General features: G+C 71.8%; 18 protein-coding genes. 7 read left to right on the top strand and 11 right to left on the bottom strand.

Annotated elements, in window-relative coordinates; genetic code table 11:
• Positions 1–19 precede the first annotated feature (19 nt).
• The 7 genes from ACIGJO_RS17165 to ACIGJO_RS17135 all read right to left on the bottom strand — a co-directional run bounded on the left by ACIGJO_RS17165 (position 20) and on the right by ACIGJO_RS17135 (position 11,649).
• Positions 20–2,161, bottom strand: a complete 2,142-nt coding sequence (locus ACIGJO_RS17165) for a hypothetical protein (protein WP_399958666.1) — start codon at positions 2,159–2,161, stop codon at positions 20–22.
• A complete protein-coding gene (locus ACIGJO_RS17160) occupies positions 2,158–3,342 on the bottom strand; it encodes a VWA domain-containing protein (protein ID WP_399958664.1) in 1,185 nt (394 codons plus the stop codon). The genes ACIGJO_RS17165 and ACIGJO_RS17160 overlap by 4 nt, the downstream gene beginning before the upstream one ends.
• Positions 3,339–5,723: a DUF5682 family protein gene (locus tag ACIGJO_RS17155; protein WP_399958662.1), complete on the bottom strand. Its 2,385-nt coding sequence runs from the start codon at positions 5,721–5,723 to the stop codon at positions 3,339–3,341. The genes ACIGJO_RS17160 and ACIGJO_RS17155 overlap by 4 nt, the downstream gene beginning before the upstream one ends.
• Complete coding sequence (locus ACIGJO_RS17150; protein WP_399958660.1) at positions 5,723–6,883, bottom strand: AAA family ATPase; 1,161 nt, start codon at positions 6,881–6,883, stop codon at positions 5,723–5,725. The genes ACIGJO_RS17155 and ACIGJO_RS17150 overlap by 1 nt, the downstream gene beginning before the upstream one ends.
• On the bottom strand, positions 6,880–10,608 hold the full coding sequence (locus ACIGJO_RS17145; RefSeq protein ID WP_399958658.1) for a DUF4132 domain-containing protein: 3,729 nt from the start codon (positions 10,606–10,608) through the stop codon (positions 6,880–6,882). Before ACIGJO_RS17145 ends, ACIGJO_RS17150 begins: the two co-directional genes overlap by 4 nt.
• Positions 10,609–10,759: 151 nt before the next feature.
• Positions 10,760–11,197, bottom strand: a complete 438-nt coding sequence (locus ACIGJO_RS17140) for a hypothetical protein (protein WP_399958656.1) — start codon at positions 11,195–11,197, stop codon at positions 10,760–10,762.
• Positions 11,191–11,649, bottom strand: a complete 459-nt coding sequence (locus ACIGJO_RS17135) for an anti-sigma regulatory factor (RefSeq protein ID WP_266925709.1) — start codon at positions 11,647–11,649, stop codon at positions 11,191–11,193. The genes ACIGJO_RS17140 and ACIGJO_RS17135 overlap by 7 nt, the downstream gene beginning before the upstream one ends.
• A gap of 205 nt (positions 11,650–11,854) precedes the next feature.
• Between ACIGJO_RS17135 and ACIGJO_RS17130 the strand changes: the two genes are divergently transcribed.
• The 5 genes from ACIGJO_RS17130 (at position 11,855) to ACIGJO_RS17110 (ending at position 15,035) form a co-directional block, all read left to right on the top strand.
• A complete protein-coding gene (locus ACIGJO_RS17130) occupies positions 11,855–12,715 on the top strand; it encodes a helix-turn-helix domain-containing protein (protein WP_399958654.1) in 861 nt (286 codons plus the stop codon).
• Entirely contained in the window at positions 12,715–12,951 is a 237-nt protein-coding gene (locus ACIGJO_RS17125; protein WP_266925713.1) for a DUF397 domain-containing protein, read from the top strand. Before ACIGJO_RS17130 ends, ACIGJO_RS17125 begins: the two co-directional genes overlap by 1 nt.
• 82 nt (positions 12,952–13,033) lie before the next feature.
• The gene (locus ACIGJO_RS17120) at positions 13,034–13,843 is read left to right on the top strand and encodes an SAM-dependent methyltransferase (protein ID WP_399958651.1); all 810 of its coding nucleotides are present in this window, start codon (positions 13,034–13,036) and stop codon (positions 13,841–13,843) included.
• 114 nt (positions 13,844–13,957) lie between these two features.
• A complete protein-coding gene (locus ACIGJO_RS17115; RefSeq protein ID WP_399958649.1) occupies positions 13,958–14,404 on the top strand; it encodes a YchJ family protein in 447 nt (148 codons plus the stop codon).
• A gap of 43 nt (positions 14,405–14,447) precedes the next feature.
• Entirely contained in the window at positions 14,448–15,035 is a 588-nt protein-coding gene (locus ACIGJO_RS17110) for a GNAT family N-acetyltransferase (RefSeq protein WP_399958647.1), read from the top strand.
• Between the two features lie 2 nt (positions 15,036–15,037).
• Here the strand turns inward: ACIGJO_RS17110 and ACIGJO_RS17105 are convergent, their stop codons facing one another.
• From ACIGJO_RS17105 to ACIGJO_RS17090, 4 genes are all read right to left on the bottom strand, one after another.
• The gene (locus ACIGJO_RS17105) at positions 15,038–17,128 is read right to left on the bottom strand and encodes an MDR family MFS transporter (protein ID WP_399958645.1); all 2,091 of its coding nucleotides are present in this window, start codon (positions 17,126–17,128) and stop codon (positions 15,038–15,040) included.
• 55 nt (positions 17,129–17,183) lie between these two features.
• Complete coding sequence (locus ACIGJO_RS17100; protein WP_399958643.1) at positions 17,184–18,011, bottom strand: hypothetical protein; 828 nt, start codon at positions 18,009–18,011, stop codon at positions 17,184–17,186.
• A gap of 152 nt (positions 18,012–18,163) precedes the next feature.
• Positions 18,164–18,430 carry a hypothetical protein gene (locus tag ACIGJO_RS17095; protein WP_266925722.1) on the bottom strand — a complete coding sequence of 89 codons (267 nt, stop codon included), beginning with the start codon at positions 18,428–18,430 and terminating at the stop codon, positions 18,164–18,166.
• A 201-nt stretch (positions 18,431–18,631) separates the two neighbouring features.
• Positions 18,632–19,846: a helix-turn-helix domain-containing protein gene (locus ACIGJO_RS17090; protein ID WP_399958638.1), complete on the bottom strand. Its 1,215-nt coding sequence runs from the start codon at positions 19,844–19,846 to the stop codon at positions 18,632–18,634.
• Between the two features lie 846 nt (positions 19,847–20,692).
• Here ACIGJO_RS17090 and ACIGJO_RS17085 point away from each other — a divergent pair.
• Together ACIGJO_RS17085 and ACIGJO_RS17080 are read left to right on the top strand one after the other, a co-directional pair.
• The gene (locus tag ACIGJO_RS17085; protein ID WP_399958636.1) at positions 20,693–21,625 is read left to right on the top strand and encodes a hypothetical protein; all 933 of its coding nucleotides are present in this window, start codon (positions 20,693–20,695) and stop codon (positions 21,623–21,625) included.
• A gap of 535 nt (positions 21,626–22,160) precedes the next feature.
• Entirely contained in the window at positions 22,161–22,832 is a 672-nt protein-coding gene (locus tag ACIGJO_RS17080) for a hypothetical protein (protein WP_399958634.1), read from the top strand.
• Positions 22,833–22,923 lie beyond the last annotated feature (91 nt).

Raw genomic sequence — 22,923 nt, 5'->3', positions numbered from 1 at the left:
CTTCGCCGGGGCAGGGGCGTCAGGGGGTTTCGGCGGCCCGGAGTTCGCTGCTGACCAGGAGATGGAGCTGGGCCTCCAGCCAGGCGGCGGGCCGGGCCGCCGCCTCCGAGCGCTCGGCGCCGCCGGTGGCGGTGTTCAGGAAGGCGCGGAGCAGCTCCGCGGACCGGGCCAGTCCGGTCCTGGCCAGCGCGGTGGCCGCCTCGTCGATCCGGGCGCGGGCCGGCTCCGGCAGATGGCGCAGACCGCTGTGGGCCACCGCCGCCAGGGCGGCGAGTGCCTCCTCCAGCGCCGACGTCAGCGGATCGGGCGCATACCGCTCCACCGCGGCCAGCGCCGTGGAGCCGTCGCCCGGAGCGAGGTCCGGCACGACGACCCCGGCCGGGGTCTGCACCGCGATCGGGTCGATCCGGATGCCGCCGCCCGTACGGTGCACGGCGCCGCTGATCCTGGTGGCACCGTCCGACAGCGCGTCGGCCAGGGCGTCCAGCGAACCGGGACACTCCGGCCGGTAGCCCGAACACACCAGGGCCCGCGTGCCCGCAGCGTCCCGGACGACCGCTTCCAGCCGCTGCTCGGCCGGGTCGTAGCCGACGCTCTCCACGTCCGACAGCGCGATGACCCGCACGGTCTCCGCCTCGATGCGCGGCCGGATGATCCGGGGCGGTCTGCCGTCCCAGGCCGCGGTCAGGGCCGCCAGATCCCGTACGAGCAAGGGCGCGGCGAGATCCCCCCAGGAGGCGCCGACCGGGGTGATGCCGGTCGTGCCCAGCCGGCCCCGGGAGACCGTCAGCGCACGGCTCGCCGTGCGCCGCACGCTCTCGCTGATCAGGCTGCCGGTGGCCAGCGCGGCCAGCGTCGTACCGAGGACCCGCCGGGTGGCGAGCCGGTGCCCGGTGGGCCGCTGCCCCTCGGCAGCGGCCCACTCCTTGCGGAGCACGAGCACGGTGGCGGCGCCCGGGTGCGCGAAGTACACCTCGGCGACAGCGCCCGTCCCGGCGCCGCGTATCCGGCAGCCGAGAGAGGTGAGTCCGACCCGGCGCAGCGGGGTGTCACCCGCTTCCCGGGTGCCGAGAACGCCGGGGAGCGCCGCCGCCCGGCGTCGGGCATGGATCTCGGTGAGCAGCTCGGCGACCCGTTCGGGGCGGTAGTGGGCGTCGCGGGCGGTGTACGCCGAGAGCTGGTCGGTGAGTTCGGCGACGGCACCGGCCGGCCAGTGCAGGGAGGCCGAGGACAGCTCCTCGCCCGCGCGGGCCAGTGCGCCCCCGAGGACCGGGCTCGCGTGCGCGGTGCCCGACAGGAGCAGCTCGTCGGCGAGACCGGCCACCCTGTCCAGCTGCGGCCAGGCCGTGGCGTGGGCCGTGGCGCCGCCGCCCAGGTGGAGGATGAGCTCACCGGTCCGGTCCGCCTCGCGGAACGCCCAGACGGCGAGGATCACCACCTCGCCCTTCAGCGCGGTGGCCGCGTCCGTCAGCGCGTACGCGATCTCCCCGGGGACCGGGAAGCGCACGGTGCAGGTGGGGAGTTCGACCCATGGTTCGGGGCGGTCCGGCGTGGGGCGGTGCACGCGGGCGGCGTATCCGCGCCCGAAGGCGCGGCGGGCGGAACCGAGCGCACGCGCGCCGAAGGCGGCCGTCAGAGCCGCGTCGTCCGAGGAACCGGGAGACCAGTGCGCCGTGGGGCCGGATCCGGCTTCCACGGACCGGTCCGCCCCCGCGCCCGTTTCCGATTCCGTTTCCGATTCCGCCCCCGCGCCCGTTCCCGAGCCGGATTCCGGGTCCGATTCCGCGCCGGTTCCTGTCCCCGGTGCCGCGGCCGGGGGGCGGTCCGGCGACAGTGCGGCCGTGCGCTGATAGGCCAGTACCAGGATGATGAGGTGTCGGCACACACCGGGAGCCGCACAACTGCAGGCACCGTTGTCCAGCCCCGCGCCGGGCGGCAGCGCCGTGGCCGTCCCGTCCTCGAAGCGGGCGCGCACGGTGGCATCCGGATCGGTGGTGACGGCGGGGACCGCGCCCGCGTCCAGTTCCTTCGTGGCGCGTTTGACCAGACCTCTGTTGGCGAGGGCGGCGAGCGTGTCCGGGGTGAGGGCCAGCAGGTCCCGGCGGGCGGCGGAGCCCGCCGCGGCCGTGCCGGTGCCTGGGTCCGCGGTGGTGCCGGTCATCGGCCCAGCCTCTCGGCGACGAACTCGGCCAGCCGGGCCGGTGTCATGGCGCCGATGTGCGCCCCGGCCCCGGCCAGCCGCCCCGCCAGCTCACGGTCGTAGTCGGGGTTCGCGTCCTCGTCCAGCGCGGCGAGCCCCAGCACGGTGGTGCCCTGCTCGGTGAGGGCACGCACCGAGCGAACCAGCCGCACGGGATCGCCCCCCTCGTAGAAGTCGGTGATCAGGGCGACGATCGTCCGGCGCGGATTCTCCACCAGGCCCGCCCCGTACGCCACGGCGCGCGCGATATCGGTACCCCCGCCGAGCTGCACCCGCATCAGCAGCTCCACCGGATCGGTCACATCGGAGGTCAGGTCGACCACATTGCTGTCGAAGGCCACCAGGTGGGTCTTGAGCCCGGGGAGCCCCCACAGACATGCGGCCGTCACCGCGGAGTGGATCACCGAACCCGCCATCGAGCCGGACTGGTCCACCAGCAGGATCAGCTGCCACTGGGCCAGATGCCGCTGGGTACGGGAGTGGAAGTGGGCGCGGTCGATGAGAACGCGCCGCTCCTCGGGCTGATAGTGGGCGAGGTTGGCCCGCACCGTCTGCCGGAAGTCGAAGTCCCTCGCCAGCGGCACCCGGCTCGGTCTGCGGGAGCGGGTGCCGTGGAAGGCGCGGCGGATCTCCGGCCGCAGCCGGGCGAGGAGCTGTTTGACGACCGCGGCGACGATGCGCCGCGCGAGCGCCAGGACCTGTGGGTTCATCAGGTGTTTCGTGCGCAGCACGGCGCGCAGCAGGGTGGGGCTCGGCTCCACCCGCTCCAGCACCGCGGGGTCCGTGACGATCTCCTGGATGCCGTAACGCTCCACGGCATCGCGTTCCAGACGCTCGATGGTCTCCTTCGGGAAGAGCCGGTGGATGTCCTCCAGCCAGTCGATCGCCGTCACGGCGGAGGGGCCGTCACCTCCGGTGCGCGGCGCGGAACCGGAGCGCCGGACGCCACGCCGTTCGAGATCGGGGTCCCGGCCGTAGAGCCAGTCGAGCGCGGCGTCCTGCGCGGCGGCCCCCGGGCCCAGTGGCCCGGTACGCGCCTCGGCCGCGGATCCCAGCACCAGCCGCCAGCGCTCAAGTCCCGCGTCGGGGACGGCATCCGAGGTCACGGGCTCGGGTCGGGCCAGGGGTTCGGGCGAGGTCATGGTGCGGCTCCCAGTCCGTAACGGGTGAGCAGGCGGGACACGTCCCTCTCCAGGGCGGCGGCCCGGACGGTCAGCAGCGGGTCGGCGGTGGTGCGCAGCAGCGAACGCGCGGAGCCATGGAGTCCGCGCCGCTCCAGGAGCCGTGCCGCGATCCGCTCGCGCTCCCGGGGCGGGAAGTACGCGAACGCCTGGCGCAGCGCGGGCAGCCCCGACAGGAAGTCCTGGTCGGGCAGATTGCCGAGAAAGTCGTCCAGCACCGCGATCAGCGACGCGGGACCTCCGGCCGCCGAGCCGGTCACCTCCTCGCGGGCCACCGCGAACAGCCCGGCCAGCCAGTCACCGACCGCGTCCGCACCGCCGGCCGCGACCGTGTGCACGGCTTCACCCGGATCCTCCGGGGCGCCGGTGCCCAGCGCGCGGTGCAGGCCGAAGGCCGCGCCGCGCAGATCGAGCGGGGCGCAGCGGTCACGGCTGATCCGCAGCGCGATCCCGGTGACGGTCTCCCGCTCCACGGAGAGCAGTCCGGGCGCGTGCAGTACCGCGTCCCGCAAGGCGGCCACCGCGCGCAGCCGGGGGCCGTCCACGCCCGCCGCCCCGCGGGCCCCCTCGACCAGCCAGAGCAGCCGGACCACGGCGCCGTCGATCACGGCCCCGAGCAGCGGGCCGCGGGCGACGCCGTACACCCGGTCATGACGCCACAGGCCCAGCGCCGTGGCGAGCACCTCGCCGAGCGGCCCGGGTGTCCTCACCCCGCCCACCCGGTCCGCCAGTTCGGACAGGAGCGGTCCGGACAGGGCGCCCGCGCCGCAGAGCACGGCGTCGAACAGGGCACCGGCCAGGGCGTCGGCCCGCGCACCGATGCCGTGCGTGCGCCCGGTGAGGGCAGACACGGCGGCATCGGCGAGCGTCGCCCCGTACGCCCCGGCCTCCACGAGCGCGGCCTCCCGCCCGGCCGCCGGGGCCGACTCCCATCGCTCGGTGAACACCGGGTCGACGCCGTGCTCGGGGCCCGCGGTCCGGGTGAGGCCGGGCACCGCGAGGACCCGCAGACGGTGCAGGACGCGGCTGCGCTCCAGATCCTCGGGATCCATGAGGTCGAGGCTGTACACGGTCCCCGGGGGGCGGTCCAGGCGCAGCCGGGCCAGCTGTGCCGCCACATCGTGCACCAGTGGCGGCGCCGGGGTGGCGGGGTGCAGCCGCCCCGTGCGGTCGCCGCTGCACGCCGCGACCATCTCGACGACGGCGGGATGGGTGCCCGCCGCCAGCGCGGAGCGCGACGTCCAGGGGAGCGGCCCGTCCAGATCGTCCGTGATCAGTGCGCCCGCCAGCCCGTCCAGGACATCGATCCTCGCCGGACGGGGATGGCCGCGCAGTGCGGTGAGGCCCTGGGACAGGCTCCGGGCGGCGATCAGATCGGCCGTGGAGACCGCGTACGCGCGGGCCCGCAGCCGCTCGACGACGACGCGCAGGAGCCCGTCCGCCGCGGCCTCGGGGCCCGACTCCCACATCCGCTGGTAGTAGCCGGGCGAGGGCATGCCCGACTGATAGCCGGAGAAGGAGTCCAACTGGCGGAAGGAGTACGGAACCAGGAAGCTCCCGGCCGACGCGCCGGCCGGCGGCACGGGAACCTCGGGCCACCCGTCGGCACCGGTGGCCCATTCCTCCGGGCCGGCCGCCGAGGCGTCCGCGGCATCGGCCGGTACGCCGGGACCGCCCTGTCCGGCACCGCCCGCTCCGGGGGCGTCGTCCACGAGTGCGCGCAGCGCCGGCTGATGGAAGCCGCCGGTCACCACCAGCACCGGCCGCCCACCGGACACGGCGAGAGCCGACCGTACCCATGCCGCCATGTACGCCTCGCGGACCCGGTCCCGGCCATCGGCCTCCGCGTCGCCGCGCACCAGGGAGAAGTAGGCGTCGAGCCGCTCCGCGAGTCCGTCCTCCGGCTCGACCTCGAAGAGCCGGTCCCACAGGGCGTCCGTCGAGTCGACCGCGAAGTGCCGGCACAGCCGCTCCGTCGCCTCCGCGTACCGGGCCTCCGCGTCGGCGTACCGGTTGGTCCGGTCCGCGAACGCCGGGTGCCAGGCGGGCAGGTCGATGAAACGGACCTCGGCCCCGGCCGCCCGGCCGGCCCGCAGCGCGACCCACTCGGGGGAGTAGTCGCACAGCGGCGCCCACGAGGTGGCCGACCGGTCCGCGTCCCGGTAGTGACTGAACACCGCGACCGGCAGCTCGTGCCCGAGCAGCAGCTCGTCCAGCCGGCCGTTCATCTCGGCCGGGCCCTCCACCAGCACATGGGCGGGCCGCAGCTGCCCGATGGTCCGCTCGACGAGCCGGGCGCAGGCGGGGGAGTGGTGGCGCACTCCCAGGTAGACGGCGGGCATCAGTCGGCCAGCAGATGACGTGCGTCGTACAGCGCCTGCCACTGCGGGCCGCGGCGGCGGGGCACCTGCTGTTCGAGGTAGCGGCGCAGCCTGGCCAGGTCCTCCGGGCTGTCCTTCGCCGCCGTACCGGCCAGCGCGGCCACGACATCGGCGGCGCTGCCGGGCTCACCGCGCAGGAACCAGCCGCGCACTCCCACGGCGTGGGCGACGGACACCGCCTCGGCCGTGCTCATCACCGCCGAAGGACGGTCCGGACCCGCGCCGCCCTTCGAACCGGCACCCGCGCGCAGCTCCCGGAACGTGCCGACCAGGACCTCCAGCACATCCCGGTCCGGCGGCGGCTCCACCCCCGAACGCCGCAGCAGGGTGGTCACCTCCGCCTCGACCAGCGTCAGTTCGGTGTCCAGGTCGGGGATCGGGAAGACCGTCTCGAAGTTGAACCGGCGCTTGAGGGCCGCGCTCATCTCGTTGACACCCCGGTCCCGGGTGTTGGCGGTGGCGATGACATTGAACCCCTGACGGGCGAAGACCATGCCGTCGTCGCCCGGGAGTTCGGGAATCGCCACGACCCGCTCGGACAGCAGCGAGAGCAGCGAGTCCTGGACCTCCAGCGGACAGCGGGTGATCTCCTCGAACCGTACGATCCGGCCCTCCGCCATGCCGCGCAGCATCGGGGCGGGGACCAGGGACCGGGGCGAGGGGCCCTCGGCGACCAGCAGGGCGTAGTTCCAGCCGTACTTGATCTGGTCCTCGGTGGTGGCCGCGCCGCCCTGCACCGTCAGCGTCGAGATCCCGCTGACCGCCGCCGCGATGAGCTCGGACAGCAAGGACTTCGCCGTGCCCGGTTCCCCCACGAGCATCAGCCCGCGGCTGGTCGCGAGCGTCACCAGAGCCCGGTCGACGAGCGACGGATTGCCGACGAACTTGCGGCTGACGCCCGTGCTCCCGTCACCGATGACGAACCGCCGGGCCGCCCGCAGGCTCAGTTCCCAGCCCGGCGGGCGCGGATCGCTGTCCCCGGCCCGCAGCGCGGCCAGCTCGTCCGCGTACCGCACCTCGGCCGGTGGCCGCTGCACATCCGCCGGTCCGCTCGCCCCGGCGGCGACGGCGTCACCCGGCCTCGCGGCCCCACCGTTCCCCGCCCGCATCCCCACGCTCATGCCACGATTCCCTCGGTGAGCTCCGCCAGGTCGCCGAGCAGTTCGGAGACGACCACCGGATCGAGCGCGCCGAAACGCAGGCCGTAGGTGCGCCTGCTCCAGTGGTCCGTGGGCTCGGTGTCGAGCCAGACCGTTTCGAGCTTCTGGTCGGGGAACATGTCGACGACGCCGACAGCGATTCCCTCGTCCAGGGCGATCACGAGATAGCAGTCGTCGCCGAGCCGCTTGGAGATCCAGCGCTCCACGCCCGCGTCCTGCGGGACCCCGCGCTGCCAGCCCCGCCGCTCCAGGCCCAGTACCCTGCCGATCGGCACCGTGAGTCCCTCGAACCGGGGCAGCCGGTAGCCTCCGGCCTCCTCCTCCGTCAGCGAGTGCACCGCACGGCCGAGCTGCGGGAACGGCTGAAGGATCTCGTAGTCCGCGAACACCTCGGACCAGACGGTCAGTTCGTCCCCGAGGTGCAGGGGGTGCGCCAGGCCCACCGTCGCCCCGTCGGGCAGGGCGAACCCGTCGTCCCCGGCGTCGGCGAACGTACGGTCCTCCGCCACCCGGAAGGACACCCGCGCCCCCGCGTGGTCGCTCAGCCACACCAGCCGGCGCACCAGGTGCCACAGCAGGGGATGGCCGACGAACAGCTCGCGGAACTCCTGTGCCGTCCAGGTACGGCCACCCACCATGGCCGCTTCCAGCCGCCGGACCTGATCGGCCGCGATGGTCCGCACATCCTTCTTCAGGGCCATGAACCGCTTGCGCTCCGCCGGGGCCGCTTCGGCGTCGTCCCGGACTCCGGGCGCCGGCAGGTCCTTGCGCCGCTTGCCGTCGGCGTCCAGGACGTAGGGCCTCAGCTGCTCGTCGAAGCCGACCGTGAAGGTCCGCGGGCCGTAGTCGATGACCGTCGAGCCGTCCGGGTCCAGCCCGAAGTCGGGCACCAGCCGGTCCGCGAGCTGCTCCCCGGTCAGTCCCAGGCCCGCCGCCACCTCGGCGATCTTCTCCTGGGCGCGGACCTTCAGCGCCTTGAACTTCACCCGCTGCGAGACGGCGTTCAGATGCAGCAGCGCGACATCGCTGCCGATGGAGGCGAGCACGTCGAGCCCCTCGACGGCCCGGTGGTGCGCGCCCTCTCCCGGCCAGGCCCTGATGACCGGAGTCAGCCTGCGGACGGTCTCGTCGTCGCCCAGCAGGCCCAGGGCGTGCAGGACCCAGGACTCCGAGGCCGGCTGGCCGGCCTGCTGCCACTGCTGGAACAGGGCCCAGGCGAACTCCGCGAGCGAGACGGGCTCTGCGGTCTCCCTGAGCGCGGCGACGCCCGCGTACACGTCCCCGGGCCTGGACAGGGCCAGCATCATCACGGCGTCGCGCACCGACCGCTCGGGCAGCGCGCCGCCGGAGCGGACCACTATCTGCGGGAGCAGCACGGGCTCCGCCCACCCCGGTACCTCCGGCATCCTCGTGGGCAGGACCCGCTCCAGGGGATCGGCGGAGAGCAGCCCCCCGACCGCCTCCGCGGCCCGCTCGCCGTACGACGCGGCTGCCTCACGGACCACCGCTTCACCGTGGATGGCGGCGATCTGGAGCAGCGCGTGCTCGGCGGAGCGCCGGGCGGCACCTGCCTTGCCCACCGCGTCCGGGACCAGCAGCCCGGCGGCCCCGGCCCCGTGCCGCACGAACCAGCTGCGCACGGTCGCGGCCGTGGACTTGAGCCGCACGGCCCAGTCGGCCATGTGCCGGGCGACACGCACATCGGCGAACGGGAGCAGCAGCGGCGCGAGCCGTCCGGGCTGCCGGGGCACGGCCCGCAGCAGCAACGGCAGGGCGGCGAGGCCGAAACGGGCGGCGATGGGCTTGAGCGTGTCCTCGCCGTCCCACAGATCGGTCGGGTCCCATGTGGCGAGGTGCGGCGCGACGAGGTCCTCGGGCCCGTGGATGTAGACCCAGGCGGGGTGAAGGCCGTCGGAGTCCAGGGAGTGACGCAGCTGCTCGAACTCCTTGTCCCAGTCGCGGATGTCCTCCTTACGGGTGTACCAGCTGGAGCATGCCGCCCAGGCCTCCCGCTCGTCGCGTTCCCAGCGGGCCGAGGGCTCGCCCACCGCCTCCAGTCCGGTCACGACCACGGCCCTGACCTTCGTACGGGGCCTGGACCAGGGCGGGGACGTCAGCACGGCGGGCAGCGCGTGCGCGGGCGCGTCGGCGATCCGGTCCACGGGGTTGAGCAGCGGTTCGACGGTTTCCACGAGCTCGGGGGAGAGGGCCGGAAGCAGGGACGCCACCAGCTCGCGGTGGGCCCCGATGTGGCCGAGGAGCAGCTTCTGCGAGGTCTTGGACGTCGCTCCGGCGGAGTCCCGCACGTCGGCACCGAGCAGCCGCAGCGCGCGCACCGGATAGCGTCGCATCGCGTCCAGGAGGGCCGCGCGGGAGTGCTTCCTGTCCGAGTCGCGCAGCAGGGCGAGGAAGGCCTCGTCCGTCGGGATCTCGGTCAGCGCCTGGGCGACGAGTTTCTCCCCGTCCGCGTAGTAGTGCCCGCCCAGGGCCTCCGCGAGCAGGGGGGCGACAGCCGTGCCGATGCCCTCCGCGACGGTCGCGATCAGGGCGACGCTGTGGCCGAAGCCGGGCCTGTCGCTGAACATCTCGACCTGCTCGGCGGAGTCGAGCGAGGAGAACACCATGGACAGGAAGGTCTGGTCGCGCTCGCCGGTCACCTGGGTGTCCGTGCACAGATCAGCGACCCAGGCGCTCTCGCTCGGCGCCAGATACGCCGCGACGATCCTGCGCTGAGCGGTGGCGCGGCAGTCGGCGAGCGCCGCGACCGTCGCGCGGTAGGTCTCCTCGTCGGCGGCCGCGATCAGGGCCCGGACTCGGTCGAGCGCGGGGCGGCGTTCGTTGAACCAGTAGGTGTGTCCGACGGCGCCGGACATCTGGAGGATGGGCCGGCTCCGCGCGCGCCCGTTCTGGTTCCAGCGGGCGTTGATGTGGAGGAACTCCACGGCCGCGCACGCGGCGAACGGCAGCCCGTGGCGCGCGGCCCAGATGTCCGCCCAGGCGGAGTGCGGCGCGGAGATCCTGACCATCGAGGCCAGCGCGGCCGCGCCGGCGGGGGACGGATCACCGGCGAGGTGCGAACGCACCTTGGCGGCGAGGGCCGAATCGGTGCGCGGCGAGGTGAGGAACTCCTCGATCCACGCGGCATCCTCCGCCACCCGTGCCTCGACCGCCTCCAGCACCTGGCGACGGGCCTTGCCGGGCGCCCGCGGCACACCACCCCTGCGGGGGTGGAGCACCCGCCGCCAGTTGGCCGGGAGTTCGAAGGTGTCCTCGTCGGGGAGGGCGCCCGCGGGAGAGTCCCCGTTCTCCGGAACGTCCTCGGTCCCGGGAACGTCACCGGACCCGGTCGCTCCGGAAGAACCCGGGGAGGGCGGGGAGCCGGCGGAACCGGTAGCGCCCGCGGCATCGGCGGAACCCGAAGCGCCCGCGGTATCGGAGGAAGCGGAAGCCGCCGGAGCCGACGCGGAACCCGCCCCCGCCGCACCCACCTCGCGGTACCCCTTGCGTTCCTTCTCCGCGATCGTCTTCAGGATCTGCGCCAGGGCCGCGTCCGCCGACGCGTACTCCTTCGTCTGTGTCCGTCCGTCGCTCCCGCACCGTCCGTACCGCACGGTGACCGTGAGTCCGTCCGCCCCGGTCTCCCAGAACTTCGAAGCAGTGCCCTCGACATACTCCCAGCGCCGCACAGGAACGCCCCCTTCACACCCCGGCAGCCCGCTCCGTCGCGGGCTTTTCGATCAGTGCTGCCACAGTAGGGCCGACCACTGACAACGCAGCGTGACGGGGTGCCCGACCGGCCCCGGGCAGCGCCGCGGGGGTGCCGCGCCGGGGACCGCGTCAGGGTGCGGAGACCACGCTCGGGCGCCCGGTGGCGGCCCAGGACGGGGTCACCCCGGTCACCTGGCACACCATCAGGAAAAGCGGAATGGGCGGGGTGTACGGCGTGAGGCTGTCGGGGGCATGGATCAGCCGGGTCCGCGCCGCCGGTACATATGCCCCGGTCTCGTAGGAGATCTGTTCCGGCCAGTCCAGATCGAGGTCCGACCCTGCCGGAACGATCCACCACCATCGCTCGGCGTCCGCGAACACGCATCCCGTGCGCGGCAGGTGTGACATCAGCCGGAATCCGTACCGCGCGGGCACCCCCACGGCGTCGCAGCCGAGGCTGGCCGACAGCGAGGGCGGCAGCGGCAGCCGCACCCGGCCCCCGTGTGCCTCCCGCTGGTCGTGGGAGCGCTGCGCCGCGCGCAGACGGGACATGGCGTTTCTCAGCATGGCTGCTCCGTGCCGTGCGGCAGTTCGGCCCACACGATGCGCCCGGAGGCGTCCCCCGCGTCGTGGGACCCCCAGGCGCTGCTCATCGCGTCGACGAGCAGCAGGCCGCGTCCGTGCTCGTCGTCGGCCGCCCGGCGCAGTCGCGGGCCGCCCGGCTGGTGGCCCTGGTCCTGTACGGCTATGCGCAGGCGCCTGCCCAGGCATCTCAGTTCGCACACCACACGCGCGCTCGCGGTGTGCACGACCGCGTTGGTGACCAGCTCCGAGACGATGAGGATCGCGGCGTCGTAGGTGTCGCCGTCCAGCTTCCAGGCGTCGAGCCGGGCCCGGGTCAGCTTCCGCGCGCCGGCCACCGACTCCGGTTGCGCGGGCAGCGCGAAGCAGTAACGGAGCGCTTCCGTCCCGGGGCTGAGGTCCATGAGCCGGGGGATGAGCGCACTGCCAGGTGCCACGACCGATTCCTCACAGTGGGGGCTGCGTCACGCTTTGTTCCCTTGTGAAAAAGGGCGGGCGTGACTACGCGAACTGGTTCACTCGCCAACTCTCCCCCTGACATGAACACTTGGCAAGGGGCACTCTGAAAATTTCAGAGTGGCTGTGTCCTTGGTGGCGCGCACATGGCACACTGCTGCCAAACAGCGCATGGGGAGGTCTGAAGTGAGCGAACCGCGGTCCGCCCCGACCGTGGGACAGGTCGTTCTGGGCAAGCGCCTGCAGGATCTGCGGGAGCGTGTCGGCCTGAACCGTGACCAGGCCGCGAAGGTGCTCCGGGTCGCCCCCGCGACGATACGCAGGATGGAAACGGCCGAGGTCGGGCTGAAGATCCCTTATGTCCAGGTCCTGCTGAAGGCGTACGGGATCGCCGACGACGAGGCCGAGGCCTTCGTCGAGCTGGCCGAGGAGGCCAACAAGCCGGGCTGGTGGCAGCGCTTCCATGACGTGCTGCCCGACTGGTTCAGCATGTACGTCAGCCTGGAGGGCGCCGCGAGCCTGCTGCGCATGTACGAGCCGCACTTCGTCCCCGGGCTGCTCCAGACCGAGGACTACGCGCGCTCCGTGATGCGTACCGGCGCCGTCGGCCAGACCAGACCCGAGGACATCGAGCGCCATGTGGCGCTGCGGATGGAACGGCAGGCACTGCTGGCCAAGGGCGATGCGCCGAAGATCTGGGTGATCATGGACGAGACCGTCCTGCGCCGCCCGGTCGGCAGCGTCGACGCGATGCGCGGGCAGATCGACAAACTGCTCGAAGCGACCGAGATGCCCCATGTCACGCTTCAGATCGCGGAGTTCGCGACCGGTCACCACCCGGGCACGTACGGACCCTTCGTACTCTTCCGGTTCGCCGTTCCCGAACTGCCCGACATGGTCTACAGCGAGTACCTGACCGGCGCCGTTTATTTCGACGCGCGCCCCGAGGTGGCCTCCTACCTCGAAGTCATGGACCGCATGGCGGCTCAGGCCGCTACTGCACAACGCACGAAGGAAATCCTCCGGGACTTCCGCAAGGAGCTGTGATGAACCACATCTACAACGGCATGCCGGCCGCCGAACTCGGCTCCGAGGGCTGGTACAAGCCGTGGAGCGGAGGCAACGGAGGCAACTGCATCGAGGCCATGAAGCTGGCCGACGGCAGGGTCGCGGTACGCCAGTCCGCGGATCCCGACGGTCCGGCGCTGATCTACTCCAACGGTGAGATAGCCGCGTTCATCCAGGGGGCCAAGGCGGGGCAGGCGGACTTCCTTCTCACCTGACACGCCGGCGCATATCCTCGGCCCCAGACCGCTTTGCTCTCTGTGATCGTCGGCGTACGGACTACTACTTACGGAGCGTGCCATGACCGGGAAGGACCCCCAGTCCATCGAGATCGACACCAGCAAGCCGCATCCCGCGCGGATGTACGACTGGTTTCTCGGCGGCAAGGACAACTACCCGGTCGACGAACAGATGGCCCGGCAGCTGCTCGCCGTGGACGCCCGGGGCCGTGACATGGCCCGCGTCAACCGGGCGTTCATGCACCGGTCCACCCGCTGGCTCGCCGAGAACGGGGTGCGCCAGTTCCTGGACATCGGCACCGGCATACCGACCGAACCCAACCTCCACCAGATCGCCCAGCGGTCGGCCCCCGAAGCGCGCATCGTCTACTGCGACAACGACCCGATCGTGCTCGCCCACGCCGCGGCCCTGCTCCGCTCCACCCCCCAGGGCGCGACCGAGTACATCCAGGTCGACGCACGCGAGCCCGGGACGATCCTGGCCGAGGCGGGCAAGGTCCTCGACTTCGGTCGGCCGATCGCGCTGTCCATGCTCGCGCTGCTGCACTTCCTGGACGACGAGGACGGTGCGCGCGAACTCGTCGACCGCCTCGTGGAACAGCTTCCCTCCGGCAGCTACCTCGTCCTCTCGCACACCACCGGTGACTTCAACCCGGAGGGCGCGGCGCAGGCGCGTGCCATGTACAAGGCGCGCGGGATGACGCTGCGCCCGCGTACGCGCGCCGAACTCACCGCCTTCTTCGACGGGCTCGACCTCGTGGAGCCGGGCGTCTCGCTCTCCGCCGACTGGCACCCGGAGCTCGGCGAGGTCATCGACGTCCCGGGCGACGAGCCGATCCCCGGTTACGCGGGAGTCGCCCGCAAGCCCTGACCCCTCGCCCGCGAGCCCCGACCCCTCACCCACGACCGGCCGGCCGAGCCGCCCGGCCGCGGCCCGCCCGGCCCCGGCCCGCCCGTGGGTGCCGTCACCGGTCACAATGGACCCATGTCACGACGCACCTCCCGACCCCGGCGGCCCGCCGCCGAGGCGCGGACCCCACAGGTCACCGCCGATTCGCCGTGCCCCTGCGGTCTGCCCGCCACCTACGGGGACTGCTGCGGCCGTCTGCACAGCGGCAGCGCCGCCGCGCGGACCTGCGAGGCCCTGATGCGTTCCCGGTACACGGCCTTCGTCCTCCAGGACGCCGCGTATCTGCTGCGCACCTGGCACCCCGACACCCGCCCGCCCGCCGTCGAGTTCGACCCCGGGATGCGCTGGGTACGCCTGGAGATCCTGGACACCACCGAGGGCAGCACGTTCCACACCACCGGAACCGTCACCTTCCGGGCCCACTACATGGACCACGGGCGGGCCGACTCCCTCCACGAGCAGAGCCGGTTCGTGCGCCACCAGGGCGCCTGGGTCTACGCGACGGCCGTCTTCGTCGACTGAAAACCGGTACCGGGCGCGACCGGCCCGGCCGTACGATCCGCACATGAGCGAGGACGCCGCGCAGCCGGAGACCGTACGTACCCGCCCCTGGCGAGGGCGCACCGTCTCCCTCACCCCGATCGAGCCCGACGACGCCGAGCTGATCCAGCACTGGCGCGCCGACCCGGTCGCCGCCCATGAGATCGGCATCTGGCCCGGTTCGCTGCACGAGCTCCGCGAGCGCATCGAACGCTGGACCGACGACCGGAGCCGTGACGACTTCCTCGTTCTCCTCCCGGACGGCACCCCGGCGGGCCATATCGCGCTCTTCGACGAGGACATCGCGGACGGCACCGCGGCCGCGTACCTGCTGCTGGCCCCCGAGCACCGGGGCCGGGGGCACGCCGTCGACGCCCTGGCCGCCCTGACCGACCTGGCCTTCGGCGAACTGCCGATGCAGCGCGTCGAAGCGGTCACCCACACCGACAACAACGCCGCGCTCGCCGTCCTCGCCGCCGCGGGCTTCGTCCAGGAGGGCGTCCGGCGCTCGGCCTGCCTGCACCGGGGCCGGCGCTACGACTCCGCGCTCCTGTCGCTGCTCCGCGAGGAGTGGGAGACCCAGACCCGGCCGCGGTCCTGGGAGCACGTCTGACCTCAGGCCGGGGCGCCCACCCGCGTCGAGCCGCCCGGCCGGGCGGCCGGGGACAGCTCCTGTGCCAGGTCCTCCGCCAGCAGCCGCTTGGCGATCACATCGACGGCGGCCCGCAGCTGACGGTCGTCGGGCCGGGCACCGTCCTCGGCCAGCCTGGCGTTCAGCCACTGGGCCCAGGCGCCGGAGATCGTCGCGGCCTCGCGCCGGCCCGCCGCCGTGTGGGTGAACAGCCGGCCGTCCCCGGTCAGATAGCCCTCCTCGATCATCCGGTCGAAGACCGGCACCAGCACCTCGGGCGGAATCCGGTGCCGGGCCGCGATCAGGCCGAGGCCCGCATGGCCGACCATCCGGGTGAACAGGTCGACCTGCATCACCGCCCAGGCCCCCGCCATGTCGAGCCGGGTGTCGGACTCCGCGACGATCCGCCGTGCCGTGTCCGGGCCCGCGCCGTGCAGGATCCCGGCCACGGCGAATTCGAGCAGCCTCGCGGAGTCCCCGGCACTGGGCTGGGCGAACCCCTCACCCATGTCCGTCGAGCCGGCCCGTGCCGAGTCCCGCAGTTTCACCTGCTTCAGGAACAGGGCCACGACAAACCCGATCAGGGCCACCGGGACCGTCCACAGGAAGACCGTGTGCAGCGTGTCCGCGTAGGCCTGTGCCAGCGGCGCCGACTGCGCGCCGGGCAGGCCGTGCAGGGCCTGCGGGTTCTGCGAGGCCTCGACCAGCACCGCGGGATCGCCGCCCGCCCGCACCGCCCCGGCCACCCCGTCGGCCAGATTGGGCTTGAGCGCGTTGGCGTAGATCGTGCCGAACACCGCCGTGCCGAAGGAACTGCCGAGCGTCCGGAAGAAGGTCACGCCCGAGGTGGCCGTGCCCAGGTCGGAGTAGTCGACGGTGTTCTGCACGGCGATCGTCAGCACCTGCATCGACAGCCCGATGCCGAGCCCCAGCACCAGCATGTAGAGCGATTCCCGCCACACCCCGCTCTCCGGCCCCATCCGGGACAGAAGGTACAGCCCGACCGCCATGACCGCTGAGCCGATGATGGGGAACAGCCGGTACTGACCGGTCTTGCTCACCACATTGCCGCTGAAGATCGACGCGGCCAGCAGGCCGATGACCATCGGCAGTGTGCGCACCCCCGACACCGTGGCCGAGTCCCCGTCGACGTACTGGAGGTATGTCGGCAGGAAGATCATCGCGCCGAGCATCGCGAAACCCACGATGAAGCTGAGGATCGAGCAGACCGTGAAGACCGGATTGCGGAACAGCCGCATCGGCAGCATCGGCTCCTCGGCCCGGGTCTCCACCACGCAGAACAGTGCCAGGGCGACGAGCCCGCCGATGAACAGGGAGATGATGACCGGCGAGCCCCAGGCGTACTCGTTGCCGCCCCAGCTCGTCGCCAGGATCAGGGCGCTCGCCCCCAGCGCTACCAGCGCGATGCCCAGGTAGTCGATGACCGGCCGCCCGGCCGCCTTCACGGAGGGAATGTTGCGGGCGGCGGCGATGACCACCACGATCGCGATCGGCACATTGACGTAGAAGGCCCAGCGCCAGGTCAGATGGTCGGTGAACAGGCCGCCCAGCAGCGGCCCGATGACGGTGGAGATACCGAAGACCGCCCCGATCGCGCCCTGGTACTTGCCGCGGTCCCGCAGGGGGATCACATCGGCGATCAGCGCCATCGACGTGACCATGAGCCCGCCCGCGCCGATGCCCTGCATGCCCCGCCAGATGATCAACAGCAGCATGTTCGACGCGAGACCGCACAGGAACGAACCGGTGATGAAGATGACCGCCGAGACCTGGAAGATCAGCTTCCGCCCGAACTGGTCGCCGAACTTCCCGACCAGCACCGTCGCCACCGTCTCGGCGAGCAGATACGCCGTGACCACCCAGGACATATGGGCGGCGCCCCCGAGGTCCGAGACGATCGTGGGCAGCGCCGTTCCGACGATCGTCTGGTCCAGCGCCGCCAGCAGCATCCCGAGCACGATCGTCGCGAAGACGATGTTGCGGCGGCGCGGGTCGAGCACGGGCGGCGCGGCGGCACTCTGCGCGGCGGGGGCGGTCTCGCTGGCAGTGGTCACGCTTGCACCCTCACACCGGCCCGCACCGGCCGCATGCGGGCCGCCGCCGGACGGGTCAGGCTGGAAGCTCCCGCAGCGACCGCGTCAGCCGGGCCACGAACGCCTCGCGGACGGGCTCCGCCACCCGGTCGAGCGAGAGATAGGGATTGAGGTCCTCCAGCTCGACGAGCAGCAGTTCACCCTCCGCCGTACGGCAGGCGTCGACCCGCTGGATGCCGTACGCGAGGCTGTTCCACGTGATGAACCGCCGGGCGAACTCCAGATCCGCCGCGCTCGGCACATACGGCTCCAGCACCCACCGGCGCTCCGGGTCCGGGGCGTACAGCGCGTACTGGAAGTCGTGGTCGACGAAGTAGAAGGACACCTCGTGGGTGAAGCCGATCCGCGGCTGGACCAGCAGCGTCCCCTCGGCGTCCTCCGGCAGCTCCGGCTCCCGCACGAAGCGCAGCCCCACCGAGTCCGCCCCCAGCTTCGGCTTCACCACGTACTCGGCCGACTCCGGCAGCAGCCCCAGATCCACCGCCCGGTCCACCGTCGGGATCACCGGATATCCCGCGCGGCTCAGCTCGACGAGATACTGCTTGCCCGCCATGTCCCCACGCCCGCCGAGGGGGTTGTAGACCCGGCTCCCCAGCTCCCGCGCCCGCTCGCGGAACGCGTCGTACGCCTCCTGGTAGTGCAGCACCGGACCGCTGTTGCGTATGAGGACCGTGTCGAAACCCGTCAGCAGCGCCGCCGCGTCCAGCGGATGACACAGCGCGACGTCGAACTCCTCGCGCAGCCGGGCGGCCAGGAAGATGTCCTCGTCGCAGTATCGGCGCCCGCGCGCCTCGTAGGCGAGATCGGTGACAAGCAGGACGGAAGTCCGCGGAGGGGCGGGCATGGCGTTCCCCCAAGGGGCGTGGGCCGATGGATGACCAATGACCCCGGCGGCGCGGCCCGTTCATGACCCCGGAGCGTCCCGGCCTCCGCGCCGCGGGAGCCGACCGCATCGTATGCGCCGTTCCCGCCCGCCTTCACCGGTGGTCCCCGCCGTTACGCGAAGCCGGAACCGGGGCGCACCGCCAGGCGGGGGTGGTGGGCGGCGAGCACCTTGTTGGCACGGGCCAGTTCGGCGAGGGCCTGCTCGCGGTCGGCCTGGTCCTCGATGCCGAGGCGAGGACCGCGGAAGCGGCGGACCTCACGGGCCGCGCAGTCGGCGTCGAACTCCGCCTGGAGGATGTGCGGCGGGATGCAGGACCCGATCAGCGCGGCGACCCGGTCCGGGATCGGCACGGGGACGAGCAGATGCGAGGCGGTCATGGGGGTTCCCTCTCGGATGGTTGGCCAGGAGGCGGTACGTGGACGCGGCCGCCTGGTGGGCGGCCGGCTCCTCCATGTGTACGGGACGCGGTTCCGGGTTTCTCGTTGGGTACGTCTCCGTGTCGCAACCGTTTGGGACTGACCGTCTATTTCCCCTTACGCGTGGGTAAGTTGACTCGCCACCACCGCACGTGCATGGACTCAGGAGCGCTTGGTGTCGCTGCGGGCCCGCAGCGACAGGGCGCGCAGCACCGCCTCGGTGGAGAACCGGGCCTCCGGATCGACCAGTTGTTCGCCGAAGATGGTCTCCAGATTGCGCATGCGGTAGCGGACCGTCTGCGGATGCACATCGAGCAGCTCGCCCATCTGGGCCGCCGTGCCGCGGGTGTCGAGCCAGATCCTCAGGGTCTCGATCAGCCGCTCGCGGCGGTTGGCGCTGATCTTGGCGACCGGGGCCAGCTCCCGCTGGGCGAGCTGGTCCAGGAGGGACGGGTCGGACAGCAGCCACAGGGTGATCAGATGGTCCTCGCACCGGACGAACGGCGTGTCGTCGATCACGCCCGCGTCGACGAGTTCGAGCACCCTGCGGGCCCAGCGGATCGAGTCCGAGGCCAGGGCCGTGGGGACGGTCAGCCCGATCGCGGCGTGCGCGGTGGGCAGAGCCTGCGCCAGCATCGATCTTCGTGCCTCGTCCACCGGCCCCGGGATCAGTAAGTGCGGCTGCGGATCGCTGAGGTCGGCCAGGATGTCGCGGTCCGTGCAGAGCCGCTCCAGGGCCGCGGGGGCGCGCACGGCGATCAGGGTGACCTGCTCGGGCAGCACCCAGCCGGTCTGCTCGCACAGATCGGCGATGGCGCTGCGGGGTACGGGGCGTCCGGCGAGGATCAGATGGAGGAGACGGCGGCGCATGGCCTCGCCCTGTTCGCCGGACTGCGACTGCACCTCCAGGAACCCCTCGCGGGAAAGGGCTTCCAGTTCGTCGACATAGGTGAAGAGCGCATCGGCGAAACTCAGCATGAGGGTGGGGGAGAGGTGGTAACTCCGGCCGACCTTCTTCGCCCGTCGCAGCGCGACCCGGGCACCCAGGCGATAGGCCCCCTGCAAGGAGTCCATGCTCCTTCCCTCGTACGCCTCGAACCTTCCGAAACGACGGCACATGTCGTCGCGGAGCGTGGTGGAGGCGGAGGGCTCCGCCACCAGATCGACGAAGGACGAAAGGCTCTGTTCCACACCCACCCGGATGGCCAGCCCGTTCGGACCGTCGAGCAGGCGGGCGTATTCCGGATACGCCCGGGTGACTTCTATACCGATTTCCTTGATGAGGCTGGGCAGTTCGGGCCGCATCATGGCGGCGAATTCCTGGGGGAGGGGCCCCAGCGGGTCTTCGGTGTCCAACGGCTGTATGAGATGTGGCATGACGTATTCCCCTTGCTCTCGGCGCCCGGTGGTGGGGTGAGGCGGTGGGGGGAAGCGCTCCCACGAACCGACAGGTGCGTACCAAGTCCGCGATGAAGATAGACCAAGTCAGAGACCGTGCCCACCACTTGGACAAGATCGGAGTGCAGGGGGCACACATCGTCGGCGCGTTGTGGGTCTTCCGTGCAGGTGGGGAGGTAATACTCGCTTTCGGACAATGAATTTCGGCCGCGTGCTCGGATGGTGACAACAAACCCATCTCGCTCTGGGCGAAGGGCTGTCGGCGCGTACATGAGGGCGGCCGGCGGAGGGTGCGGGCGCCGTTCGGGGTGACCGGCGGGGAGGGGGCTCACCACGGGGTACGCGTGCGGGCCGGTTCTCGCCGGTGCCCCGCCCCGCTCCGCCGGGGGCGGCGGCCGGTGCGCAGGCCAGGCGGTACGCGTACGGACTCCCGGGCCCGGCCGCCCGGCTCCGTCCCGTGTGCGCGAGGAGCGGGTTCCGCCCGCCGGAGCGCCCTGTTCCGCCTCGGCGGGCGCACTCGGTTGCGCACCCCTTGATAAAAGGCGCACGCGGCGATACTCATTTCCGGATCAAAATCCGGGCGGCGAAAAAGATCTTAGGCGGACGGATTGTGTCGCCCTGTTTCCCGCGAGTAACATCACGCCTCGGTCAATTCGGACGTGAAATCTGCCCGAAATTTGACGCTCGGAGCTCCCGCCTTCGGTCAACCCGGGGCACCACTGACAGGTCACCGTCGGCGATCGCCGTCCTCGGCGCGGCAGACGTTGCCACCGAACAACTTCGTGCACGAGGCCGCTGATGTGGCGGCCGACAAGAGGGGACGACATGAGACCCGTTTCCACCAGAACCCGTGTGGGGATGCTTGCCGCATTCACGGCGTTCACCGCTCTGCTTTCCACCGGCTCGGCCACCGCCGCCACACAGCTCAACGGCGACTGGGCGCCTTTCGACCGCTGCCCGGTGGATGCGCCCGCCATGCTGGCCGCGGACGGCGTCACCGATGTCGCGACCTGCATCTCGTCGAGTTCCGCCACCGGATCGATCACGCTCGGCAAGTCCGTGGTGCCGACCGGCAAGAGCGATCTGCAGCTCGGCGTGATCCAGCACAATGACGGCACCACCTCGCTGGTCGCACCGCCCGAAGGGGCACTCATCGCCGATTCCGCCGAAATTCCGGGAGGCCTGCTCGGGCTGATGTGCCCGAACGGAATTCCCGTGATCTCGGGAATCTGCCGGCAGCTGACGGACAATGACCTCAACCGGGTGACGGCGACCATCGAACCGGCCGGTGCGCCCCGGGACTTCCAGATGACCGCGGCGTTCTCCACCGGTCAGCCCATTCTCACCATCCCGGTCCGCATTCACCTGAAGAACCCGTTCCTCGGTGACAAGTGCTACATCGGCACCACGGCCAACCCGGTGCTGCTCAAGCCGCAGAATCTGACCCAGCCCTCGCTCTCGCTCCAGCGGTTCGCGGCGAACGGGCCCCGCGACGAAGCCGGCGAGATGGGCCGGTACACCTTCGACGGCGCCGACCAGGGGGATTCCGCGTTCGCCGTTCCGGGTGCCAGCGGCTGCGGGGCCGGGCTGCTGGACTGGGCGGTGAACCTCAAGACCGGACTTCCTTCGGCGTCGGGGAAGAACAGCGTGACCCTCAACAGCACCTCGACGTACTTCGCCAGCCCCTACACCCCGGCGAGCCTCGCGCCGAACGAGGGCAAGGAGCTCTCGCGGTTCTGGCATTCGGCCCTGAAGTAAACGGTGTTCCGCCGAGGGCCGCGGGGCTGCGACCTCCTCGGCGGTGGGCGGCCGGTGAGGGCGCGCAGGTGATCGTCGGCGGTCGGGGACGGTCTCCCGCCGCCACCGCCGGGTGTCCGCGGCCGCGCCATCGGAAACGCGGTGGCCATCGAAAACGCGGTGGCCATCGGAAATACGGTGGCCTTCGGAAACGCGGTGGCGCCGGGAAACGCGATGGCGCGCCCGTAAATATGAGAAAGCGGAACAGGATTTCTGTTCCACCTCTTCTCAACTCCGAATTGGCGCAGTAAAGTACCGGTCAGTAGTCATTGAGTCGCCACATGGACCGGCTTCATTGCGGGAACTGCATCGGACCGCCTGGCACGAAAACTGCCCGGGAGAGCCGCCCCAAAAGGCAATCGACTGGTTCACGCTCAGCTGCGGCCCGTTCGTCCGTGAACGGGAGTACTTCCCCCAGATAACCGTGCCGGACAGGACTGTGTCATTTCGGCGCAACCCTGACGGACCAATTCCCCAACGGGACAGGAGAAGTTCCATGCTCAAGAAGACGCGAATCATCACCGCCGCCGCTGCCGCCGCTGCCGCGGTCGCCCTGGCCACCCCGTCCGCGATCGCCGGCCCCAGCGCCGCCTGGAACATCACGCCGACCGGGAACTTCACCGGCACGGCCGGTGTGACGACCCTGACGGACAATGTCGGCAACGTGATCCAGTGCGCGACCGCCTCCGCCAACGGCAACGTGCCCGCCTCGCCCGTCGCCGGGCCGGTCCTGGCCAACATCACCTCCGCCTCGTTCAACGCGCCGTGCACCGGCCCGTTCGGCAGCACGTGGACCGTCACGGCCGCCACGCCGTGGACCATCAACGGCAACACCCCGGGCGGGTACACCGCGGGCTCCGGCACCAACGGCACCGGAAAGACCACGGGCTGGGTCGGCGGCATCACCGCCACGGTCACCGGCTCCAGCGTCCTCGGCCCGTGCACCTTCAAGGTGACCGGCACGGTGGACAGCGTCTACAACAACCCGAGCGCCGGCGGCTCCAACGGCACGCTGGCCGTGGCTCCGGCGGCCACCAGCCCCCGTCTGCTGACCATCGGCAGCAAGGTCGGAGGCGGCTGCGGCATCGTGGGCGCGACGGCGACCTTCAAGGGCACCTACAACGTGGTGTCCGCCGCCGGCGGCTCGCCCGTCATCACCTACAGCTGATCCGCGCACGGTGACCGCTCGGGTCCTGTCGCATCACCCGAGTGCTCCGGCCCGGCCGCAGTTCCTGCGGCCGGGCCGGCCCCGTCGGCGA

Source organism: Streptomyces sp. NPDC079020, from assembly GCF_044542225.1.
In the GTDB taxonomy this organism is placed as follows: domain Bacteria; phylum Actinomycetota; class Actinomycetes; order Streptomycetales; family Streptomycetaceae; genus Streptomyces.
This window is presented reverse-complemented; position numbering and strand designations above follow the sequence as displayed.